Annotated in this window: 14 protein-coding genes and 2 pseudogenes; 7 read left to right on the top strand and 9 right to left on the bottom strand. The window is 73.2% G+C overall.

The genetic code is table 11. The features are described 5' to 3' along the window. Window positions 1-185 precede the first annotated feature (185 nt). A complete protein-coding gene (locus FHX73_RS30440; RefSeq protein ID WP_145909097.1) occupies window positions 186-1,391 on the bottom strand; it encodes an ROK family transcriptional regulator in 1,206 nt (401 codons plus the stop codon). Between the two features lie 124 nt (window positions 1,392-1,515). Continuing rightward, entirely contained in the window at window positions 1,516-2,292 is a 777-nt protein-coding gene (locus tag FHX73_RS30435; RefSeq protein ID WP_145909096.1) for a TetR/AcrR family transcriptional regulator, read from the bottom strand. A gap of 112 nt (window positions 2,293-2,404) precedes the next feature. On the opposite strand from FHX73_RS30435, the gene FHX73_RS30430 reads away from it, so the two are divergent. Continuing rightward, on the top strand, window positions 2,405-3,325 hold the full coding sequence (locus tag FHX73_RS30430; RefSeq protein ID WP_145909095.1) for an NmrA family NAD(P)-binding protein: 921 nt from the start codon (window positions 2,405-2,407) through the stop codon (window positions 3,323-3,325). Here FHX73_RS30430 and FHX73_RS30425 read toward each other — a convergent pair. Then, the gene (locus tag FHX73_RS30425) at window positions 3,301-5,790 is read right to left on the bottom strand and encodes a DUF4132 domain-containing protein (protein ID WP_246213960.1); all 2,490 of its coding nucleotides are present in this window, start codon (window positions 5,788-5,790) and stop codon (window positions 3,301-3,303) included. The two genes, FHX73_RS30430 and FHX73_RS30425, sit on opposite strands and share 25 nt — an antisense overlap. Before the next feature lie 263 nt (window positions 5,791-6,053). Here FHX73_RS30425 and FHX73_RS45050 point away from each other — a divergent pair, with 263 nt between their 5' ends. Continuing rightward, complete coding sequence (locus FHX73_RS45050; RefSeq protein ID WP_170305145.1) at window positions 6,054-6,572, top strand: GNAT family N-acetyltransferase; 519 nt, start codon at window positions 6,054-6,056, stop codon at window positions 6,570-6,572. Window positions 6,573-6,575: 3 nt separating this feature from the next. On the opposite strand, the gene FHX73_RS30415 is transcribed toward FHX73_RS45050, so the two are convergent. After that, window positions 6,576-8,096, bottom strand: coding sequence for an NCS1 family nucleobase:cation symporter-1 (locus FHX73_RS30415; RefSeq protein ID WP_246213959.1), 1,521 nt, complete (start codon window positions 8,094-8,096; stop codon window positions 6,576-6,578). A 134-nt stretch (window positions 8,097-8,230) separates the two neighbouring features. On the opposite strand from FHX73_RS30415, the pseudogene FHX73_RS47700 reads away from it, so the two are divergent. After that, window positions 8,231-8,383, top strand: a pseudogene (locus FHX73_RS47700) (dienelactone hydrolase family protein); the annotation flags it as partial. A gap of 99 nt (window positions 8,384-8,482) precedes the next feature. Here FHX73_RS47700 and FHX73_RS30405 read toward each other — a convergent pair. Together FHX73_RS30405 and FHX73_RS30400 are read right to left on the bottom strand one after the other, a co-directional pair. Next, a complete protein-coding gene (locus FHX73_RS30405) occupies window positions 8,483-9,217 on the bottom strand; it encodes a class I SAM-dependent methyltransferase (protein WP_145909092.1) in 735 nt (244 codons plus the stop codon). Window positions 9,218-9,267: 50 nt separating this feature from the next. Further along, window positions 9,268-9,849 carry a TetR/AcrR family transcriptional regulator gene (locus FHX73_RS30400; RefSeq protein WP_145909091.1) on the bottom strand — a complete coding sequence of 194 codons (582 nt, stop codon included), beginning with the start codon at window positions 9,847-9,849 and terminating at the stop codon, window positions 9,268-9,270. Window positions 9,850-9,974: 125 nt separating this feature from the next. Between FHX73_RS30400 and FHX73_RS30395 the strand changes: the two genes are divergently transcribed. Next, window positions 9,975-10,955, top strand: a complete 981-nt coding sequence (locus FHX73_RS30395) for an NADP-dependent oxidoreductase (RefSeq protein ID WP_145909208.1) — start codon at window positions 9,975-9,977, stop codon at window positions 10,953-10,955. Window positions 10,956-10,961: 6 nt separating this feature from the next. On the opposite strand, the gene FHX73_RS30390 is transcribed toward FHX73_RS30395, so the two are convergent. Further along, window positions 10,962-11,864, bottom strand: coding sequence for an aminoglycoside phosphotransferase family protein (locus tag FHX73_RS30390; protein WP_145909090.1), 903 nt, complete (start codon window positions 11,862-11,864; stop codon window positions 10,962-10,964). A gap of 129 nt (window positions 11,865-11,993) precedes the next feature. Here FHX73_RS30390 and FHX73_RS30385 point away from each other — a divergent pair. Continuing rightward, a pseudogene (locus FHX73_RS30385) lies at window positions 11,994-12,176 on the top strand (SAM-dependent methyltransferase); the annotation flags it as partial. A 31-nt stretch (window positions 12,177-12,207) separates the two neighbouring features. On the opposite strand, the gene FHX73_RS30380 reads toward FHX73_RS30385, so the two are convergent. Further along, window positions 12,208-12,732, bottom strand: coding sequence for an NUDIX hydrolase (locus FHX73_RS30380; protein WP_145909089.1), 525 nt, complete (start codon window positions 12,730-12,732; stop codon window positions 12,208-12,210). Between the two features lie 9 nt (window positions 12,733-12,741). After that, window positions 12,742-14,361: an MptA/MptB family glycosyltransferase gene (locus FHX73_RS30375; RefSeq protein ID WP_145909088.1), complete on the bottom strand. Its 1,620-nt coding sequence runs from the start codon at window positions 14,359-14,361 to the stop codon at window positions 12,742-12,744. A 522-nt stretch (window positions 14,362-14,883) separates the two neighbouring features. On the opposite strand from FHX73_RS30375, the gene FHX73_RS30370 reads away from it, so the two are divergent. Continuing rightward, window positions 14,884-16,239 (top strand): RICIN domain-containing protein, encoded by a 1,356-nt coding sequence (locus FHX73_RS30370; protein ID WP_145909087.1) that lies wholly within the window; start codon window positions 14,884-14,886, stop codon window positions 16,237-16,239. A gap of 103 nt (window positions 16,240-16,342) precedes the next feature. After that, on the top strand, window positions 16,343-17,053 hold the full coding sequence (locus FHX73_RS30365) for a FadR/GntR family transcriptional regulator (RefSeq protein WP_145909086.1): 711 nt from the start codon (window positions 16,343-16,345) through the stop codon (window positions 17,051-17,053). The last annotated feature ends 33 nt before the right edge of the window (window positions 17,054-17,086 follow it).

Raw genomic sequence — 17,086 nt, 5'->3', positions numbered from 1 at the left:
GGCCTGCCTGAACGGCCTAGCGGCTCAACAGCCCAGACCGGCGAAGTGGTGCAGGCGGAAGGCGTTCACGGGCTGCCGGTCGGCGGCTGCCCTGATCGTCGCCCTGCGCTGTGCGTCCATGAGTGAAGTCTCCCGGCTGGTCCCCGCGCCGACAAGGTTTTCTGACGGCGTGGAAGTAATGGTGCTCACCTCGCGCTCCGCGCGGTGCGCAGCCCGAGCGGGTCCTGGTGGACGGCCGCCAGCACGGGCGCGGCCGCCGCCACGGCCAGCGTGTCGGTGCCGAAGGAGCCCACGCGGACCACGTCCTCCCCCGCCCGGGTGCCGCGGGCCGCGACGGCGGCGTGCAGCTCCGGCAGCAGTTCGGGCAGGTAGACGGTCACGGCCTCGGTGAGCACCAGGGCCTGCGGGTTGATCAGGTCGAGCAGCAGGCTCACCGCGCCCGCCAGCAGACGCAGGCGGGTCCGGCAGAGGTCCAGCGCGCGGGCGTCGCCGTCCCGGGCCGCGGCGAGCAGGAGCAGGACGTCGGGCCGGTCGATCACCCCGTCCGCCACCGCCCGCGCGGCCACGGCCCGGTCGGAGACGGTGGCCTGCAGGCAGCCGACCGCGCCGCACGGGCAGCGCTCGGTCGACCCCGGCACGGGCAGGTGGGCGATCCCGCCGGCCCCGTTGCGCCGGCCGCGCAGCGGGGTGGCTCCGGCCACGATGGCGGCGTCCACCACGTTGCCGACGAACAGGTGCACCAGGTCGGTGCCGCGCGCCGCGCCGAACAGGCACTCCGCCTGCGCGAGCGCGTGCGCGTGCCCCTCCACGTGCACGGGCAGCCAGGTGGTCCGCTCCAGTTCCTGACGCAGCGCCACCCCGCGCCAGCCGATCGCCGCGTTCTCCACGACGGTCCCGAGCACCGGGTCCACCCAGCCCCCGGTGACCGCGCCGACCCCGAGCACCGAGCGCCCGCCGGCGTGGCGGCGCAGGAAGCCGGGCAGTCGGGCGGCCACCCACGGCGCGTCGGCGCCCGCCGGTTTGGCGATCCGCTCGTGGGCCACCACCCGGCCGCACAGGTCGGTGAGCGCGAAGGTCAGCCACGGGCCGGCGATGTGCACCCCGGCGGCCAGGTGCCGCGCGGTGTCGATCTCCAGCGGGATGCGCGGGCGCCCCGGCCGGGCGGGTTCCCGGTCGGCGGCGGCTTCGCGCACCAGACCCAGCGTCACCAGGTCGGCGCTGTAGCGGGAGACGGCCGCCGGGCTGAGCCCGGTGCGGCGGCTGAGTTCGCCGCGCCCGACCGGCCCGTGGTCGAGCACGGTGCGCAGCACGGCGGTGGCGCCCTCCGGCCGGTCGGCCACGGGCGGCGGGGTGGGATCGGCGACGAGTGCGAGCGGCATGGCGAGCGGCATGGTGGGTCCTCGGTCCGGTCGAGGCTCGGCAACGGCCTGCGCGGTGGCCACCGGGGGTGGCTACCGGGGAGGGCAACAGCTCGCGAAGGTCATGCCCCGATGGTGGCAAGCCCGTTCCAGCAGGTCAATGGACATCCGTTACAGGCGGATTGCCATCGTGCGAACCCGCGAGCCGTCGGCGCCGGGCCCGCTGGCGGCAGGTGGCGCCGCAGTAGCGCACCGGCCGGCCGGTGGGGCGGAGCGTGAGCCGGGCACCGCACTCCTCGCAGCCCGCGGCGCCCCCGCTTCCGGCACCGGTGTCACGGAACGGCCGGTGTTCCGTGACGGCACCGGACGTTCGCAGCCCGTCCAGGGTTAGCCGGACGAGCCGTCGGCCGGCCCGCCGGTCGTGGTGGGCGTCGAGCATCGCGGCGCAGCCGACCGTGAGCGCGAGCACGTCGCCGAGGCCGAGGTCGGGGCGCACGCCGCCGGCCCGCTGGGCCGCGTGCAGCAGCGCGGTCAGCACCCGGCGGAACCGCAGGGAGGCGGCCGCGAGCAGCGGGCGCGGCCAACTCGCGTCCGCCGCCAGCACATCGCAGAGGTGACCGCGCAGGTGGGACTTCTCGATCACCTCCAGCAGCAGCCCGAAGAACGCATCGGCGGGCGGCACGGTCCCGGCCATCCGCCGCTCCCCGGAGGCGGCCAGGCCGCTCAGGTGACCGACGAACACCGCCTCCAACAGCGCCTGTTTGCTGGGGAAGTGCCGGTACACGGTGCCGGCGCCCACCCCCGCCCGGCGGGCGATCTCACTGAGCGGCACGTCGAGCCCCCGCTCCGCGAACGCCTCCCCGGCGGCCGACAGCACGGTGGCCCGGTTGCGCCGGGCAGCGGCCCGGTCCCCGCCGCCGGTGGCAGTCGTCATGTCACGAAACCCCTTGTCCGACCGGCCAATCGGGTTGGAGTCTTCCAGATGTCCCGGACCGTCGCACCCCCGCACCTCCGCACCCATCCCGTCCGGGACCAGGGAGGACGACATGACCACCACACGCACTGCCCTTGTGGCCGTCACCGGTGCCACCGGCAAGCAGGGCGGCGCGACGGCGCGGCGCCTGCTGGCCGCCGGACATCCGGTCCGGGCACTGGTCCGCAACCCGGCCGCACCTGCCGCACTTGAACTCGACTCCTTGGGAGCAGAATTGGCGGTCGCCGACTTTGACGATCCGTCAACTCTGCTGCCCGCCCTGGCCGGCGCGAGCGCACTCTTCGTCGTCCCGCCGACGACCTACCGCCCGGACGGCGGCGGCCCGGACCTGGAGCTCGCCCGTGGCCGGGCCCTGGCCGACGCGGCAGCGGCCGCCGGGGTACGCCAGGCGGTGTTCACCGGCGTCGCCTCGACCGGCGGTGAGGCCTTCGCGGCGCCGGGCAAGCGGCGCGTCGAGCAGTACCTGCGCGAGCGGATCGAGCTGGTGACGGTGCTGCGCCCGGTGCGGTTCATGACGAACTACCTCGGGCTCCCGGGCCTCGGCCTCGACGGCTTCGACCAGGGCGTCCACCGGCACATCTTCCCGCCCGACGAGCCGCTCCAGATCATCGCCCCGGCGGACATCGCCGAGTTCGCCGCCCTGGCCTTCGAACACCCCGACCGCTTCGCCGGCCGCACCCTGGAGCTCGCCGGCGACGCCCCGACCCCGGCCGAAGCCGTCGCCGCGATCGTCGCCGCCACCGGAACCCCCCTGCACTACCACCAGTTGACGCACACCGAAGCCACCGCCCTGAGCCCCCAGATCGCCGCCACCCGCCAACACTGGCTGGCCGGCCACCGCTGGCACGCCGACATCGAGGCCCTGCGCGTCATCCACCCCGGCCTGCGCACCTTGTCGGACTGGCTCGCCGAGGGCGGCGCCGCCGCCCTGCGTACTCGGTTGCTCGATCAGCCGGTGCCGCGGCCCAGTTGACTGGTGATCGTCGGGTCGGTGATCTCGCTGTCCCTGGCAAGCATCAGGGCCTTGCTCAGCACGATCGCGAGCATCCCGTCGCCCTCGTAGGGCAGCGCCAGTCCGGGGTCGGCCGCGCTGCGGGGGACGATGCACAGGTACTGGTCGCCCGGCGACATCAGGATGTTCCCCGACCCCAGGTGGATCCGGTACTCGCGCAGGTCGCCGCGGACGTGCAGGAACCGGCCCTCGACCCGGCAGCGATCGCCCACCGCCAACCGGGGCAGCAGACGGGCCAGCAGCTCACCGCGCCCCCGCGCCGACTCGGAGAGCTCGCCGAAGCCGTACGAGGCCCAGTACTCGCGGAACCGGCCCTGCGGTCCGCCGTCGCTCCAGGTCGGGTCGTTGCCGACGCTGGCCACTCCGACGAACAGGTCGATGTCGCGCAGCACCTCGCTGAGCACCAGCGCGGGGACCTCCGCAAGCGGGAGCGGGTCCACGGCGCCACCGCGCGCCACCCGCTGCCGGTAGCCCTGGTTGCTGATCGCGTGCGTGGAGTTGGCCGGCGCATCGATCGGGTAGAACCGCACCTGGTCGGTCAGCAGGTAGAGGTAGCTGCCGGCGGTGCTCTGGTCCTCGTGGCCGGAGCCGCCCACCCAGTACTCGGCCCGCAGCCCCCAGGCGGGCAGCTCGCGGACGGCCGGCGGGTACTCGGCGTCCACCACCAGCCGCAACTGGTTGCGCCAGCCGCGCTGCGCGGCCAGGGCGTTGAACTGGTGCTGGCGCAGCACGTGGGCGGCGAACCGGTTGGAGTAGAGCCGGGTCGCCTCCTCGGCGGCCGTGAGCAGGTAGACCTCGCGGTGGGCCTGCTTGAACGGCTGCACCACACCGTGCCGCTCCAGGCGGTCCCGCCAGGCGAGCACCTGTGCGGGGTCGGCACCGACCGGGTGCCACGGCTCGACGGTGCCGGGCCCGGCCGTGCTGACCGGCGTGCCGTCGAGGTCGCGCAGCGCGCCGTCCAGCCAGCAGCACGCCGTGCCGTCCACGGTCCAGATCAGTCGGCGGGCCAGGGTGGCGACCAGCGGATGGTCCAGGAACTGCTCGCGCCAGGCGGGCAGGTCCCAGCTCCGGCGGGCGAGGAACTGCCGGTCCAGCCGGTCGGACTGGGCGGCCACCATCTTCTCGATGTCCTTCGCGGTGGCCTTGAGCCCCTTCAGCCGATCGGCGTGCGCACTCCGTACCGCCTGGGGGGCCGACTTCACCACCCGTCCGGCCCCGGTGCGCCAGCTCCAGCGCACGGCGGTGCCTTCGACGGTCAGCTCGGCCTGCGCGTCGGTGCCGAACTGCTCGACCAGGCTGCCGACTTCGGTCAGCCCGTAGCTCGGGACGGCCAACTCCTCGACCTGCTCGCGGCTCTGTCCCAGTACGGTGGCCCGGGCCTCCAGCGCCGCGGCGATCTGCTTCATGGTCCCCTTGGCGGTCACCTTCGCGGACAGCCGGGCGAGTTGGGCCAAGCCGTCCGTCCCGGACACCTGCGCCAGCGCGTACACGGCCGCGTTGGCGACCCGGGGGCTGCGCGGACCGACACCGGGCAGTTTGCGCAGCGCCGTCTCCACCACTGCGGCCAGGGTGCGGGCGCTGTCGGCGTCGGCGGGCAGCAGCGAGAGCAGCCAACACAGGCCGCGCAGGGCATCGACGTTGTACGGGTCCCATTGCAGCGGGTCGGTGGCACCACCGTAGCTGTGTCGCAGCGGCACCGGGCGCGGCAGCCGGGCCAGCTCCAGCCACTCCACGATCGCCGCCCGAACCGCCAACGGCTCCATCGCGTCGATGAGTTGACTTCCAGTCTGCAGCCACTTGCGGCTCGGCTTGGTTGCCACGGCGGTGGCCGCGTGCGCGCACAGGGCGCGCCAGGCCGGGGTGGCCGCCGCGAGGTGGGCCAGGGCGCGGTCGGCCCAGGGCTCGCCCGGGTTGAACGCGGGCTCGGGGTGCGCGGCCCGCAGGTCGGCCAACTCGGCCGGATCGCTCCAGCCCTCCAGGTAACTGCGCCGGATCGTGGCGATCACCGCCGGACTCAGGGGTCGCCCCGAGGCGATCTCCAGCCTGGCGAAGGTGCCCAACTGCTCGGTCTCGGCGGCAGTGTGGCTCTGCTCGAACTCGGTCAGCCGTGGTTCGCGCCACCGGGCCAGTTCTTCGGTCGGCAGGTCGCGCGTGGCCAGGGCGGCCAGCGGGATCACCGTCTCGCGCACGTCCCGGCTGCGCCAGCCCATCATGTCCAGGCGGCCCAGCAGGACCTCCACGATCAGGCTGCGCTCGGACCCGGTCAGTGCCCGGACGAACTCCACCACCTCCGGCGCCCGTCCGTGCCAGTCGCCTTCGCACAGCTCGGCGATCCCCAGCAGCTGCGTCGCAGCCCCCGACCGGTCCTTGTCCGCCCAGCGGGAGCGCAGGGCGGCGACCCGCCCGCGGTAGTCGCCGTCGGTCACAGCGCGCGCTCCTGCGCCGCGTCGTGACGCTCGGTGGCCACGGCCGGCTCCCAGGGCGTGCCACGACCGCCCGCTGTCATCCCGTCAAGGACGATCATGTTCTCCATGCCGTGCATGCTAGGGCGCTGCCCCGACACTCCGGCCCGGACGCTGCAGCTCAGCCGTGCACCCGAGCACCGTGGACGCCCCAGCTCCTCCCGCAACCGCGACCGGTTAGGGTGGTCCTCCGGCCGATCGCCGTGAGCTGCTGGAGGTACCGCACCGTGTCCATCGTCGTCCGAAGCGCCGACCTCGCCACCGAGGCCGATGAGATCGCGAAGCTGCTGGTCGATTACCTGACGGCGGCCCTCGAAGAGCTGCGGGTGACCTTCGGCATCGAGGACTCCCCCACCGACGTCTCGGCGACGCGCGCCTCGCTGCGCACGTACGAGGATCCGTCGACCGTGCTGCTGGTGGCCGAGGACGAGGCGCACGGGTTGGTGGGGGTGGCCGGGCTGCGGACCATCGCGCCCGGCGTCGTCGAGGTGAAGCGGATGTACGTGGTGCCGGACTTCCGCGGGCTGCGGGTCGGGGCACAGCTGCTCGACCGGCTGCTCGACGAGGCCGAGTGGCTGGGGGCGTCGACGGTCCGGCTGGACACCGCCCGGTTCATGGCGGATGCCCAGGGCCTGTACCGCTCGCGCGGCTTCGCCGAGCGGGCGGCCTACCCGGGGTCGGAGATCCCGCCGCACCTCCAGCAGTACTGGATCTTCTTCGAGCGCAGCATCGAGCCCACCCCGTGACGGTCAATCCCGGCTGCTGCGACCGGCGTTGAGCAGCAGGTAGAGGAGCAGTGCCGAGGCCAGGCCGACCGCCCAGCCGTAGTCGGCGAGCGGCTTGAGGAACGGGATCAGGCCGTGGGCGGGGAACGGGCCGCCGTAGGAGCCGCCGACGGCGAGGAGGCCGCCCACCAGCAGGGCGGTGACGGCGCGCCAGTTCCAGCCGGCCGCGTACCAGTAGTCGCCGTCCTGCCGGTAGAGGCCGGCCAGGCGCAGGCTGGTGCGGCGCAGCAGCCAGTAGTCGGCGATCAGGATGCCCGCGACGGTGCCGAGCAGGCCGCCGACCACGCCGAGCCAGGTGTAGATGTACAGGTGCGGGTTGGAGATCAGCTTCCAGGGGAAGATCACGATCCCGAGCACGCCGGTGATCAGCGCCCCGCGGCGGAAGTTGATCCGGCGCGGCCACAGGTGCGCCAGGTCGTAGGCGGGCGAGACGACGTTGGCGGCGATGTTCACCGAGACCGTCGCCACCAGGACCGTCAGCAGCGCGATCAGGGTCCCGGCCGTGCTGCCGATCTTGGCGGCCAGCTGGATCGGGTCCCAGATCGGCGCGCCGTAGACGGCCTGGGAGCCGGAGGTGACCAGCACCGAGAGCAGCGCGAACAGGGTCATGGTGGTCGGCAGTCCGAGCGCCTGGCCCCGGACCTGGGCCCGCTGGCTGCCGCCGAACCTCGTGAAGTCGGGGATGTTGAGCGAGAGCGTGGACCAGAACCCGATCATCCCCATCAGCGAGGGGAAGAAGACCTTCCAGAACTGGTGGCCCCAGCCCAGTTTGGACGGCTGGTCGAGCAGCGGCCCGAACCCGCCCGCCTTGTTGGTGATCCACCCCAGCAGTGCGAAGGCCCCCAGCAGCACCGCGGGCGCCGCCCACCCCTCGAACCGCCGCAGGGTCTCCATGCCCCGCACGATGATCAGCAGTTGCAGCACCCAGAACGCCAGGAACGAGGCCCACTGCGTCCACGGGTACCCGCCCACCGAGGCCGCGTCCTGCCAGCCGTGCCCGATCACCTTGCCGGCCAGCAGGAAGATCGCCTCCCCGCCCAGCCAGGTCTGGATCCCGAACCACGCGCAGGCCACCGCCGCCCGCACCAGGGCCGGCAGGTTGGCGCCGCGCAGGCCGAAGGCGGAGCGGGCGACCACCGGGAACGGGATGCCGTACTTGGTGCCAGCGTGGCCGATCAGCAGCATCGGCACCAGCACGATCAGGTTGCCGAGCGCGATGGTGAGGACGGCCTGCTTCCAGTCCATGCCGAGCGCGACCAGCCCCGAGGCGAGCGTCCAGGACGGGATGTTGTGGGCCATCCCGACCCACAGGCTCAGGTAGTTGTAGACGCCCCAGGTGCGCCGCTCCAGCGGCACGGGCGCGAGGTCGGGATTGGCGAACCGGGGATCGGTGAGCCGGACCCCGGCGGCGAGCGCGACCCGCCCGTCGGGCTGGACCACCTGCTCCCCGGCCGGACCGGATCCTGACGGTGCGTCGGAGGACAACGGGAACCACCTCACCTCGGGGGCGGACAACCTGTTCCCGCTGTTGTACGCGCCGCGCCCGCCGCCGTCCACCATGCTCACACGTTCGCGTCGGGCGGCGGGGCGGGATTGACGGCCCGTCGGTCGCGGCCGGCATCGAACTCGTGCACACACAGGGGCTGACCACCGGCGTCGTCGGCTTCGCCGACGAGCTGCGGGCGGCCGGGCACACCGTGCACACGCCCGACCTGTTCGACGGGCGCACGTTCGGCTTCTCGCTCGGGGTGCTCCCCGCCCAACAGCTCGCTGCCGTCGCACGACCCGGTGGTCTCCGCGCTCCTGACGCGCCGTGTGACCGGGTTCCTGGACGCGCGCTGAGGGCTCGCGGGAACTACGGGCCCACTGAACTACTGGTCGGCCTGGAGCACGAAGAACAGGAAGCACAGGAAGCGCGGCCCCGCCGCGACGGCTTCCGGGAACAGCTCGCGGACGGCCGGATCGGGTGCCGGCTCGTCGATGACCGTGATCCGGAAGCCCGCGGCGGTGAAGGCCTCGACCATCGCGTGCAGCGGCCGGTGCCAGAAGCTCATCCGGGCGGTCCGGCCGCCCATGGCCCACTCCGCGGTCCAGTTGGTGGTGGCGAAGTAGTTGTACTCGGCCGCACGGTCGGCCTGGCGGTGCATCAGGTTGACGGCGAAGGGGTGGTCGACCGAGGCGATCAGTCGGCCGCCGGGCTTGAGCACCCGGCGCAGCTCGGCCAGTGCGGGCCCCCAGTCCTCCAGGTAGTGCAGCACCAGGGACGCGACCACGTCGTCGAACGCGCCGTCAGGGTAAGGCAGCGGGCCACCGAGCTCGGCCACCGTCAGGTCCGCGCCCTCGCCGAGCCGCCGCCGGGCCAGCTCCAGCATCCCGGCACTCGCGTCGAACCCGCTCAGGACGGCACCGCGCTCGCGCAGCGCCGCGGAGAGCGGCCCGGAGCCGCACCCGGCGTCGAGGATCCGCCGCCCGGCCACCTCCCCGGCCAGGGCCAGCATCGCGGGGCGTTCGTAGTGGGCGTTGATCAGGTTGGTCTCGTTCTCGCCCGTGTACGCCTCGGCGAAGCTGTCGTAGTCGTTCACCTTCGACTGATCGTCAGAAGTCATGGTGCGGAGGACGTGGGCCGGGGCCGGTGCGGTTCCTGACCACGAACCCCTCAGCGCGGTCTGAGGCCGTCCATGAGCAGGTCGAGCAGGCGCCGGGCCTGAGCAGGCTCTCCGGACTTGGCGGCGACGGCGAGCATGCCGAGGCTGCCGGCGGCGACGTCGTCGGCGCGGGCGTCGGCGCGGATGTCCCCGGCGGTGGCGCCGGCGTCGAGGATCGTGGTGATGGCCGACAGGAGCTCCTGCCGGGTGTGGGCGAGGGAGATCTCGCCGGAATCGATCATGGCGAGCAGGGTGTCGGTCATGCCGTGCTTGGTGGCCTGCCAGTCCGCGAACAGGTCCATCCACAGCCGTAGCGCCTGCGCGGGCGGGTGACCGGCGAGCAACTCGCGTGCCCCGGCCGTCAGTCGGACGACCTGGTCCTGGTAGACGGCGTCGACGAGCGCTTCCCGGGTCGGGAAGTGGCGGAAGAGGGTGGCGACGCCGACGCCCGCCTGTCGAGCGATCTCGCGCATCGACGGCTCGGTGTCGGAGGCGGCGAAGGCGCGGGTGGCCGCCGCGAGCACGGTCTCGCGGTTGCGCGCGGCGTCGGCGCGCAGCGGCTGCTGGGCTGCCGGGGACGGTTCGGTGGCCATGTCTAAGCGGATCGCGTTCCATTTGAGTCGGTCATCGGGTTAGTCTAGGCCCAACGCCAAACGGAACGCGTTCCGATTAGCTTGGAGGAGACCTCATGGCCGAACCCACTTCCGCGCCGGGCACCATGCGCACGGTGCGCTTCCACGAGAACGGCGAGCCCGTCGACGTCCTGCGCCTGGAGACCGTTCCCGTGCCCGAGCCGGGCCCCGGCCGCATCCGTGTCGCCGTGCACGCGTGCGGACTGGCCCCGGCCGACTGGGCGCTGTGCCGCGGGCTCTTCCCCGGGAGCCTGCCGCGCGGCATCGGCTGCGACGTCTCGGGCATCGTCGAGGCCGTCGGCGCGGGCGTCACGGACGTGGCCGTCGGCGACCGCGTGTTCGGCACCGCCGACTTCGGCGGCCAGCCGAGCGCCGGCGCGGCGGACCGCGCCGTGCTGGACCACTGGTTCCCCGTGCCCGAGGGCCTGGACCTCACCCGGGCCGCCGCGCTCCCGATGGCACTGAGCACCGCGTCCTGGCACCTCGCGCGACTCGGCCTGGCCGCGGACCTCACGATCCTGGTCAACGGCGCCGGAACCACCGTCGGCTACGCGGCCGTTCAGATCGCCCTCGTCCGCGGGGCGCGGGTGATCGCGACCGCCGGTCGGACCTACGCCGAGCAGTTGCGCGACCTCGGGGCCACGGTGGTCGGCTACGGCGAGGGCCTGGCCGAGCGGCTCAAGGCCCTCGGCGTTGGCCAGGTCGACCTCGTCTTCGACACCGCGCCGCCCAGCGGCGCCCTGCCCGAACTCGTCGAGGTCGTCGGTGGCGATCCCCACCGCGTGCTGACCTGCTCCGACCTGGCCGCGGCGCCGGAGATCGGGGTGCGCGACACCTTCCACGAAGACCCGGCGAAGCGGACCGACGACGAACTCTTCGGCGTCTTCCCCGAGTTCGCCCAGCTGGCCGCCGAAGGAAGGTTCACCGTGCCGGTCGCCGGAACCTTCCCCCTCGCGGACTGGCGCACCGCCCTGGAGATCAGCCTGACCGGGCACGCCCGCGGGAAGCTCCTGCTCCTGCCCGCCGTCGGCGCCGATCAACCACAACCGCGGACGGGAGACCGGTGACCGCTACTACGCGGCTCTCCTGGAAACAGCCGCCAGCAGGCGGGTCAGGGCGAGCCGGCCCCGCTCGATGAGCACGGTGTCGTTCTTGACCAGGCCGGTGTTCAGGTAGGAGACGGCGAGGCGGGTCGTCAGCAGGTGCAGGAGGCGGTCCTCGCCGTCCGACAGCGAGCGGCCGTACCCGTCGAAGAACGCCCTCCCGAGGTCAGGGCGCAGCACCCACACCGCGCCGTACAGCCAGGTGTACTCCTCGGCGGCGAGCCCGTGGGCGGCCGTCTCGAAGTCGATCAGCCCGAGGACACCGCTCGGGCCGTCCCACAGCCAGTTGCGGGTGGCGAAGTCGCCGTGCCGGTAGACCACGGGCAGCTGGCGGGCCAGCTGCGGCAGTTCCTCGGCCGCGCACCGCACCAGCGCGCGCTGGGCGGCATCGATCTGGTCGCCGATGCTGTCCAGGCACCCGGCGGCCTCGTCGGCCTGCTGCGCCATGGACGCTGCGATGGCTTCCCGGTCCTGGTCGGTGGCCGGGGCGGAGGCGTCGTGCCAGCGGCGCAACGCGCGGCCGGCGAGCTCGTACACCCGCTGCTCGTCCTGAGGGGCCAGGGGCAGGTCGCGGACGACGCGCCCGGGCTGCGGCGAGCTCATGACGGCCCGTAGACCGGGGTCGGCGGCCAGCAGGCGGGGCGCACCGTCGGGGTCCAAGGCGCGTTCGGCGTGCCGGTAGCCGGCGATCTCGCGCTGGTGGTGCAGGGTGCTCGGGCTGATCTTCACGTACGCGGCCCGGTCGCCGGCGCTCACGCGCCACACCTGGGACTGCGCCTTGGGCCAGGACACGTCCACGACCTGGTCCACGCCCGGCAGGTTGGCGGTGACCCATCGCCACAGGTCGGCGGGGACGGGGGTGTTCTGGGCCATGTGGGGTGCTCCGATCCTGATGGCACATCAACGACTGCGAGCGGGACGCGGACACGCTCGGGGGGGGGCGAAACCTGGTGGATCGTCAGCCGTGCGAGTCGCTGGCGTTGCCCGCCGTGACCACCCGACGCGCCGATGACCGCGACCGTGACGGTCGAATGGCGTCACGGCGTCGGCGACGTGGTCACCGCCCTGGCCGCCGCCGGACTGCGGGTGGAGTTCCTGCACGAGCACGACCGGGGACACTTCCGCCTGCCCGCCGGGCCGCGCGTGCCGGTGGTCTACTCGCTGCGGGCCGCGAAGGCCGGGTGAGGCAGGTCGCGTCGTTGGTCACCCTGGAATCTCAGTAGGCGGCGGAACCCGATCTCAGCAGCTCCACGTACTGTCGAACACGCAGCACGTCGTCGGGGAAGCAACTGTCCCAGCCCTGGTCCAGCCGGGTCCAGGCCGCAGGCTGCCCGTCCTCCGCGATCAGCGGGTGTGCCGGGTCGCCGATCGCGGCGTAGGAGAGGGACAGCGTCTGCGGCAGACCCGGGCCGAACGACCGCACCGCCACCGCGGCGGGCCGCTCCAACAACCGTGGCCGCAGCCCGGTTTCCTCGGCGAGTTCCCGGGCCGCGCCGTCACGCGGACACTCTCCGGGCTCGACCTTGCCGCCTGGCGGGACCAGCCCGCGCCACGGATGGCGGACCAGCACGATCTGCTCCAGGGCCGCGTCCAGGACCCACACCTCGGCGCCCAGCGGCTCCACGGCGCCGACCAGCGCAGAGCGCAGCCAGGCCCTGGCCCGGTCGAACTCCAGCGTCGCACTCCCTGCGTCAGCAACGGCGGCGTCAAGCGGACGCTGGTCGAACACGCTACGGATCATTGCGACAGGCTACGACCCGCCACCGACACCACCGGGCTGCATCGGCGGACCGGAACGACGCACCCGACGACCGATCCGGTCGGCCCGGATCCGCCACAGGCAGGTCGCCACCACCGCCAGCAGCAACAGCAGTTGCGACCACGGCACCAGCCGGTACGCGATCTGCAGCACCAGCGAGTAGAGCCAGGCCGGGTGGAGCAGGTGGGCCAGGCCGGGGTCGTACACCAGGGTGAGCAGGGTGGTGTGGGCGATCAGCACCCAGTCGGCCCAGGAGCGGGCCAGCAGGGCGACCAGGACCCAGGCGATCGCGTCGTACCAGGGGCGCACGTAGGCGGTGCCGAGCAGGTAGGCGAGGACGACGGCGAGCGCGGGGCGGGCGATGAGGCGGGGCAGGTCCTGTTCCTCGGGGACGGGGAGCGCGGCGAGCAGCAGCACGGCGAGCAGGGCGACCGCGAGGAGTTGCAGCACCGTCATGGCGGACTGGGCGCCGGAGGTGCCGAGGACGGGCACCAGCAGGGTGCGTTCGAGCAGTTGCCAGGCGGTGCCGTCGGCGGCGGCGCCGCTGCTGACGTCGCGGGCGTTGCCGATCGCCTTCGGGGTGAGTCCGTAGCCGAGTGCCAGGGACACCGCGCCGGCGGCGACGGCTGCGGCGAGCCGGCGCCGGTGGTGGCGCAGGCCCCAGGCGAACGGGAGCGCGAAGATCCCCATGGTGAGTTTGACGGCGGTGGCCGCCGCGACGGCCAGCCCGGCGCCGAGGCCCGAGCGACGCACCGCCCAGAACGCGGCGACCAGCAGGAACGCGCCGATGGTGTCCACGTGCGGCCCGGCGACCAGGTTCCACAGCAGCACCGGGTTGAGCGTCCAGAGCAGTTGGGAGCGCACCCGGCGGGCCGGGTCGGGGCCGGCCAGCCGGAGCAGCAGGGCGCCGGTGGCGAGGAAGGCGGCGCCACTGAGCACGGAGAGCACCCAGACGGTGCGCAGCATCGAGGTGCCGCCGAGCAGCGAGGCGAACCACTGGGTGGCGGTGGCCACCGGGCCGTAGACGGAGGGGGTGTGCAGCCAGGGTTCGGCGAGCGCGAGGCGGCCGATCGGGTCGCCGTGCTGGGCCAGGTCGGCGGGGGTCTGCACGTACGGGTTCAGGCCGAGGGCGGCGGCGCGGCCGTAGGCGGCGTAGTTGAGCGGGTCGGTGGTGCCGAGCGGCGGCACGCAGAGCAGGCCGCCGACCGCCGCCGCGCCGGCCAGCAGCAGGCGCCCGGGTCGCGGCGCCCAGCCGCGCCGCAGGGCGGCCAGGCCGGCTGCCACGGCGGCCGTGCCGAGCAGCAGCACCACGGCGACCGCGGCCCACACCAGCAGGTCCGACGGGTGGCCGGCGACGAACCACGGCGGCAGCGTGGCGGTGGGCCCGAAGTCCGGTTCCACGGCGGAGGGTCCGAGCAGGCCGAGCAGCACCATCAGCGCCGCGCAGGCGCCGACGGCCAGCAGTGCCCCGGTGCCGAGCGCGCGTCCGCCGCGCGTCGCACCGCGCCGGTGCTTGCCCCGCCCCGCCGGGGCGGGCGCAGGAGCGGCCGCCCAGGCCGGCGCGGACCGTCCGGAGCGTCCGGAGCGCCTGGACAGCGATCCTGCGGACACGTGTAACCCCCGTTGCTCGTGTGTGTGACCGACCGTCAACCGACGAAAAGGTCAGCGCAGATGATCACACAAGTCCACCGGGCCGGTCACGCCGGGGTCACCGGTGAGCACGTGAGGGAGGAAGTCGGAGAGGTCGACTTCCTGCTTCCGGTCCCGCAGGGTCCGGCCGCGATGGGCGCGGGTTCGTCCGGTCGGAGGCGGGTTCTTCCGGTGGTCCGTCCCGTGCTATTTCCTGGTACCCCGACCGGTTCGGTGATCTGCTGTGTGCCGGCGGAACCGGCCGAACCCGCCTCGCCGTCTACCGGGGCCAACCGGTGCGCCGCACCGAGGGCTTCCGCAGATCGGTGATCCGGGAGCTGGACCCGGCACCGCCGGAGGAGCGCCCATCGGCGAGGACGGAGCAAGGGCCGGGCGGGCACCCGCCCGGCCCTACCGGTGCCTGCCAGGGCGCCGGCCAACGACGGGTCCGCCGGCCGGGCGTACCCGGACATCGACGAAGGAGTCCTTGTGCCAGTTCCTCGAATGACTCGACCGACTCGAACGACTCGAACGAGCAGAGTCCTCGGCGCACTCGTCGCCGCGGCCCTGACCCTGACCACCGGAGCCCTCGCAACCACCGCCTCGGCCCAGCCGCCCAGTTACACGCCTCCGTCCGGAACCCACACCCTGGTCACCGGCGGGCTGGCCCTCGACGTCCCCGGCAGCAGCTCCAACGACGGCACCCAGCTCGACACCGCAACCGTGAACGGTGGCACCAGTCAGAACTGGCAGTTCGACCAGCAGCCCGACGGCTCCTACCACCTCGTCAACGGCTCCTCGGGCCGGTGCGCCGAGGTCAACGGCGGGTCGCTCAACGCGGGCGCCGTGGTGGACCAGTGGAAGTGCGACTCCACCAGCACCAACGAGTTCTGGACCCTCACATCGCTGTCGAACGGCTCCTACGTCGTCTCGTCGGTGCGCAGCGGGCTGGTGCTGACCGCTGCTTCGAGCGCCGACGGCGCCACGCTCACCCAGCAGGTGAACACCAATTCGCCGCAGCAGCAGTGGACGATCGGCTCGACCCTGCCCCTCCTGAGCGGAACCCACAGCCTGGTCACCGGCGGCCAGGCCCTCTTGAACGACGGACAGCCCATCACGCGCTCTGTGAACGACCCGCTGCCGCCTGACAGCGGTGCCGTCGAAAGCTGGCAGTTCGTCAGGACGGCCGCCTACACCTACAAAATCGTCAGCGTCCCCACCGATTCTTGCGTCATCCTCGACAGTACCCATGAGATTGTGGAACAAGGTGACTGTGCCGGCCCCGGCTCCGCCTGGGCCATCACGACGCTGTCGAACGGCTCCTTCACCATCGCCTCGGAGCCCACCGGTCAGCTGCTCACCTCGAACGGTGAAGGCGCCCTGGTGACGCTCCAGCCGAACAGCAACTCGCCGCAGCAGCAGTGGACGATCGGCCCGGACACCCCCGTCCCGAGCGGAGTCCACACCCTGGTCACCGGCGGGCTGGCCCTCGATGTCCCCGGCGGCAGCTCCAACGACGGCACCCAGCTCGACACCGCAACCGTGAACGGTGGCACCAGTCAGAACTGGCAGTTCGACCAGCAGCCCGACGGCTCCTACCACCTCGTCAACAGCTCCTCGGGCCGGTGCGCCGAGGTCAACGGCGGGTCGCTCAACGCGGGCGCCGTGGTGGACCAGTGGAAGTGCGACTCCACCAGCACCAACGAGTTCTGGACCCTCACACCGCTGTCGAACGGCTCCTACCTCGTCTCCTCGGTGCGCAGCGGACTGGTGCTGACCGCTGCTTCGACCGCCGACGGCGCCACGCTCACCCAGCAGGTGAACACCAACTCGCCGCAGCAGCAGTGGACGATCAGCTGATCCGCATCCGCACGCGGGTGTGGACCTGACCGGGCCACGCCCGCAGTGCACCCAAGCCAAAGAGCTGATGTTCAAATGTCTGATGTTTGGCTATGGTGTCTCCATGAAACCGATCAGCGCACCGCGGCGGACGGCCAGCCTGTCCGCCCAGCTCGTGGCCAGCCTCCGCTCGCACATCGAGACGGGGGGCTGGCCGGTCGGGACGCGGATCCCGCCGGAGCAGGCCCTCATCGAGGAGCTCGGGGTCGGGCGCAGCACGCTGCGGGAGGCGATCGGGGCACTGGTGCACCTCGGCCTGCTGGAAGCCAGGGCCGGTGACGGCACGTACGTCCGCTCCTCCAGCGAGCTCCAGTCGGTCATGGTGCGCCGGGCAGGGTCCGCGAAGCGGGACGACGTGCTGGAGCTGCGGACCGTCCTGGAGGAGTACGCCTCGGGCGCCGCGGCGCTGCGCCGCAGTGACGAGCAGGTGCGCCGGCTGCGGGAGTTGCTGGCCGACGCCGACGCCGCCATCGCCGGGGAGGACGCCTCCGCGGCGACCGGCGTCGACGCGCTCTTCCACCGGTCCGTCGTCCGGGCGAGCGGGAACGACCTGCTGATCGAGGTGTACGACCACCTCGGCACGGCGCTCTCCTCGCACCTGGGGGGCCTGTCCTGGGACGCCGCCCACGCCGAGGAGCACGCCGGCCTGCACCGGCGGCTCGTCGACGCGATCGAGGCCCAGGACGCGGGCGGCGCCCGCGGCGCCGCGGCCGCGATCGTCCGGCTCACCCACGACCACGGAACCGCCGACGCGCCCGAGGCCGAGGACCTGTGAACCGAACGACAGCACCGCGCGCCTGAACAGGCT

The sequence above is a fragment of the Kitasatospora viridis genome (assembly GCF_007829815.1).
In the GTDB taxonomy this organism is placed as follows: Bacteria; Actinomycetota; Actinomycetes; order Streptomycetales; family Streptomycetaceae; genus Kitasatospora; species Kitasatospora viridis.
The sequence above is the reverse complement of the archived record's forward strand: the minus strand, read 5'-3'. Positions and strand labels throughout refer to the sequence as shown.

Bases quoted from the DNA above. Each gene is read 5' to 3' on its own strand.
- FHX73_RS30405 (WP_145909092.1), bottom strand. From the start codon at position 9,217: ATGACTTCTGACGATCAGTCGAAGGTGAACGACTACGACAGCTTCGCC.
- FHX73_RS30380 (WP_145909089.1), bottom strand. From the start codon at position 12,732: ATGATCCGTAGCGTGTTCGACCAGCGTCCGCTTGACGCCGCCGTTGCT.
- FHX73_RS30430 (WP_145909095.1), top strand. From the start codon at position 2,405: ATGACCACCACACGCACTGCCCTTGTGGCCGTCACCGGTGCCACCGGC.
- FHX73_RS30395 (WP_145909208.1), top strand. From the start codon at position 9,975: ATGCGCACGGTGCGCTTCCACGAGAACGGCGAGCCCGTCGACGTCCTG.
- FHX73_RS30370 (WP_145909087.1), top strand. From the start codon at position 14,884: ATGACTCGACCGACTCGAACGACTCGAACGAGCAGAGTCCTCGGCGCA.
- FHX73_RS30365 (WP_145909086.1), top strand. From the start codon at position 16,343: ATGAAACCGATCAGCGCACCGCGGCGGACGGCCAGCCTGTCCGCCCAG.
- FHX73_RS30400 (WP_145909091.1), bottom strand. From the start codon at position 9,849: ATGGCCACCGAACCGTCCCCGGCAGCCCAGCAGCCGCTGCGCGCCGAC.
- FHX73_RS30440 (WP_145909097.1), bottom strand. From the start codon at position 1,391: ATGCCGCTCGCCATGCCGCTCGCACTCGTCGCCGATCCCACCCCGCCG.
- FHX73_RS30435 (WP_145909096.1), bottom strand. From the start codon at position 2,292: ATGACGACTGCCACCGGCGGCGGGGACCGGGCCGCTGCCCGGCGCAAC.
- FHX73_RS30390 (WP_145909090.1), bottom strand. From the start codon at position 11,864: ATGGCCCAGAACACCCCCGTCCCCGCCGACCTGTGGCGATGGGTCACC.